Here is a 4,125-nt window from a genome sequence, read left to right as displayed (position 1 = left end):
AGGCCGATGCAAAACGGTTACATTGAACGTTTCAACCGCACATTTCGGGAAAGTATCCTGGATGCCTACCTCTTTGAAGATACACAGCAAGTACAGATACTTGCAGAAGAATGGATTCAGGATTACAACTACAAAAGACCACATGAGTCATTGGGAGGAAAGACACCAATGGAATACGATGCCCTGCCGGCGGCATGTTATCAATAGGTCAACTTTAAAAAAGATTGACCTATTGATAACAACTATTTTTAAATTTGAAAACTCGCCTGGATGCCAGTCCGAAAATAGGGAGGGTTACAGTATTTTTCGGCATAATAGACACCTTTTTCATAAGCCTCCATCGCCAAATCCTTCTTTCCCATACGGTTGTACAGGTTCATTTTAACCTTATAAATATTTGGGAGATGCCTTGGGCTTTCCTTTTCCAGTAACAGGATGCAATAAACAAAATACTTTTCTGCCGCTTCATAATTCCCCTTTTCCATTTCCAGATGACCAAGGATAGATTCGTAGAAGACCCTTGTTTCACCTTTTATATACTGAAGCTTTTCAGCTGTAAACCAGGGAAGCAACTTTTGGAATTCCTGCTTCTGCTTGAGGTCAAAATGGATGAACAGTTTTTCCATCAAAACCTGACTTTCAACCTCAGCAGCTTTATTGGATTTTTTCCCTTCCAACATAGCCCTATCAAGGTTATTCAGCGCTTCGGTATGATTATATAAGCGTTTATATGTCCTTGCCTTTAACACATAGGCGTAGTACTTATCAAAGGCGGATTGCTTAGGATCACGGGTTATTTTATCTAACAAAATAATGGATTCATCAGGCTTTTTGACATCATTCAAGCTGTCTATCTTCTTCAAAAGATGGCCTTGATCAATAGGATTACCAAAAGAAAGTAAACTGCAGCAAAAGCTAAGTAAAAAGCCTATAAGAATACGCAAATACATGTTAACAATGGTTGGTCGAAAATTCAATGAAAGGCAAAATTACGTAATCGCCTTGGTTATTTTATTGCAATTCAATAAAAATATTTCTTTAATTTCTTCAGATTGTAAATCGTTGAATTTCTTGCCCTAGGATAAGTTTATTCTCTGGCTAAGCCTGTAATTTAGATTGATAATTTTTTACCGAAGGTCTGGGATATATTTACTTTATAGTGCAAAATATTGATGATATAAAATCCTGATAGTTAATATATCCTAATGTTAATACTTCATGAGGTTAGAACAGCTTGAGGCTGGAACATCCTGAGGCAATATCATCCTGAGGCAAAAATATCCTGAGAATAAAACATCATGAGGTTTAAACTTCCTCAGGCAGAAAAACGCTCTAACTAAAAATTCTTCATTTTAAAATAATAACGATGAGAAAGTTAATCTTCTTTATGCATACAAGCCTAGACGGCTACATTTCTATGCAGAATGGCGACCTAAGCTGGGCGAAGCTCGATGAGGGGATATCCAACTGGGTCTATGAGATGACACAACGGTCAGACATAGCCATGTATGGGCGAGTAACCTATGAAATGATGCAAGCTTATTGGCCAGATGCCGGCAAAAAGACCGATGCTTCCGAGCATGATAAACAACATAGTGCATGGTATAACCAAGTGGACAAGGTGGTTATTTCAAGGACACTAGATGGCACTGACCTTTCTCATACCACCGTTATGGGGCACAATCTAAAACAAGAGATCAATGAATTAAAAGAAGCAGGAGGGAAGGATATCCTGATTTTCGGAAGCCCTGGAGCATCCTTGAGCCTATTGGAATTGGGATTGATCGATGAGTTTTACTTCCTGGTCAACCCCATTATCCTTGGACATGGCATTCCGTTCCTACAAAAACTTCCAAAAACGTTGAATCTGCATCTTCTAGAATCCCAGATTTTCCCTTCAGAAGTTGTTCTTCTACATTATGCGGTCAAAAAGCAAGCTTAATTCTTTTTCAAAGCCGGAGCTTCCGCATTAACTTCGGCTTTCCAGGCATCCAATTCAGCCTTTAATTTGCTGGTAATTTTTGGTTGCTTCTCCACTAGATTGTTTGTCTCTGAAGGATCCTTTTTGAGGTCATACAACTCGATCCTATTATCCTTATAGAACTCCAATAACTTATAATCCCCAGCTCGTACAGCCGATGCAAGATTATTTTGCAACTTTGCGGTCTCTGAAGGATAATGCCAATATAAATTCCTGTCTTTAAGCTTTTTACTGGCTAATATGGGAACTAAAGATACACCATCTAATGGTTGTTTTTTAAGCTGATTTCTAACCAATTGTTTTCTGGTTTCAGTTGTGCCTTTTGTTTTTCCCCTCATGGCCTTGTCTCCATAACTTCCTGTAGCCACATCCAAAAAGGTTGGATAGAAATCATAAGAACTGACCGGGGTTTGCTCCACCGATCCAGCCTGAATTACCTTTGGCCATCGCATGATCAAAGGAACTCGGATTCCGCCTTCATACAACCACATCTTACTTCCTCTTAAATCGCCATTATTTGCACCTTTCCCAGCACCGCCATTATCCGAAAAGAATACAAGCAGGGTGTTCTCGGCCAAACCCTGTTCTTCCAGTGATTTCATGATCCTTCCGATGCCCGAATCGATGCTCTCCAACATCGCCGCCAAATAGGGATTGTCTTTATGCGGACCATTATGATTCTGCCCGAACAATTCCTCACTCTTTCCTTCGCCATATTTTGCGTCGTATTTTGCTCTGTATTTTTTCACTAGATCTTCAGGTGCTTCCATCGCGGTATGAACGCTGTAATAGCTGAGGTAAAGAAAAAAAGGCTTATTCTTGTTCCGTTCGATGAATTTGATAGCTTCGGTATTCTGCCTATCCGTTAGGTACTCATTTTCTGCTCCTGTGGTATAAGAAGCTACTTTATCGTACGGAAAAAAGTAATCACCATTAGCTATATAGGAAGTTTCTGAACCGATAACCTCATCAAATCCATGGGCTTCAGGCCCTCCCTTGGAATTCTTGAAATGGGTTTCCAGATGCCATTTGCCAATCAATCCCGTATGATAACCCAATTCCGATAAGGCTTCATTCAAGGTAACATGATCCTCTGGTTTCAAGTACTTTTTGGTTTTTGGTCCTTCAGGAAGAAAATCCGTGATTCCTACTCGCGCGGGGTATTGCCCGGTCATTAAGCTTGCTCGCGTTGGCGAGCAATTGGGAGCTGCAGCATATGCCTGCTGAAACTGTATTCCTTGGGAAGCTAAGCGGTTCAGGTTTGGAGTTTCGTTGAAGGTGCTGTTGTAGGTGTTCAGTTCGCCCCAGCCGAGGTCATCGGCCATGATGAAGATGATGTTTGGTTGTTGTTGTTGAGCGATAGCATGTGGGCTAATAAGACAATATAGGGTAGTTAGAAATATAGAAATGGAGAGATATGATTTATGGAGATTGAAAGAAAGGAAATAGGGTAGTTGTTTAGTGAGGTGCATAGGGGTAGGATTGAGGTTTAAGTATTATATGGTTGTCATTCAACAAGTATGTTAAATGATAATCTTAAACAAATGTGTTGAATAAATATTTTAAACAAATATATTAATCAGATGAATTAAAACCTAACCTTTTATTTGTGATAGTCTTTGCCCGTTATCGAAAGGAGAGTATCTCGTCATTGTTAGGAAACTTATCCCGTCATTGCTAGGAACTTAACCGTCGTTGCTAGGAAACTTTATCGTCATTGCGAGGAGGCACGACGAAGCAATCTTCCCGCATGTCATGCTGAGCGAAGTCGAAGCATCTACATTTTGGCAAACATAAAGATGCTTCGGCCAGATCCTTCGACGTTGCTCAGGATGACATGGCCTGAAAGATTGCTTCGTTCCTCGCAATGATTGTTATGATTAAACCAACTATTTTTTTACTTTTTTCCTTCAATAGTTTTCCTATCCAAAAAGTTATTTCCAAAAAATTTTTAGAGCTTGATGGCTCAAAATTTTTCAGAATAACTTTTTAGCCCACTTGGCCGATATTTCTTTTTCCCGGGTCTGGTCTTTTCTAGATCTGCGCCTTATTCCTGTCMATATATTTTGACCTATCCCTGATGACTGCGGCAATCCTGAGCGCCAGTTTGTTCTTTATTGCATTCAGTATGCTCATACTGTGCT

General features: G+C 39.9%; 4 protein-coding genes. 2 read left to right on the top strand and 2 right to left on the bottom strand.

Annotated elements, in window-relative coordinates; all coding sequences use genetic code 11:
- The coding region (locus CRJ00_RS17250; protein WP_144038076.1) for an integrase core domain-containing protein at nucleotides 1-207 on the top strand (207 nt) is incomplete at its 5' end.
- A gap of 41 nt (nucleotides 208-248) precedes the next feature.
- On the opposite strand, the gene CRJ00_RS17245 is transcribed toward CRJ00_RS17250, so the two are convergent.
- On the bottom strand, nucleotides 249-863 hold the full coding sequence (locus CRJ00_RS17245; protein WP_180268522.1) for a hypothetical protein: 615 nt from the start codon (nucleotides 861-863) through the stop codon (nucleotides 249-251).
- 503 nt (nucleotides 864-1,366) lie between these two features.
- On the opposite strand from CRJ00_RS17245, the gene CRJ00_RS17240 reads away from it, so the two are divergent.
- On the top strand, nucleotides 1,367-1,942 hold the full coding sequence (locus CRJ00_RS17240; RefSeq protein WP_099367979.1) for a dihydrofolate reductase family protein: 576 nt from the start codon (nucleotides 1,367-1,369) through the stop codon (nucleotides 1,940-1,942).
- On the opposite strand, the gene CRJ00_RS17235 is transcribed toward CRJ00_RS17240, so the two are convergent.
- Nucleotides 1,939-3,453: a sulfatase gene (locus tag CRJ00_RS17235; protein WP_099367978.1), complete on the bottom strand. Its 1,515-nt coding sequence runs from the start codon at nucleotides 3,451-3,453 to the stop codon at nucleotides 1,939-1,941. The two genes, CRJ00_RS17240 and CRJ00_RS17235, sit on opposite strands and share 4 nt — an antisense overlap.
- Nucleotides 3,454-4,125: the final 672 nt, after the last annotated feature.

The sequence above is a fragment of the Sphingobacterium sp. 1.A.4 genome (assembly GCF_002734245.1).
In the GTDB taxonomy this organism is placed as follows: Bacteria; Bacteroidota; Bacteroidia; order Sphingobacteriales; family Sphingobacteriaceae; genus Sphingobacterium; species Sphingobacterium tenebrionis.
This window is presented reverse-complemented; position numbering and strand designations above follow the sequence as displayed.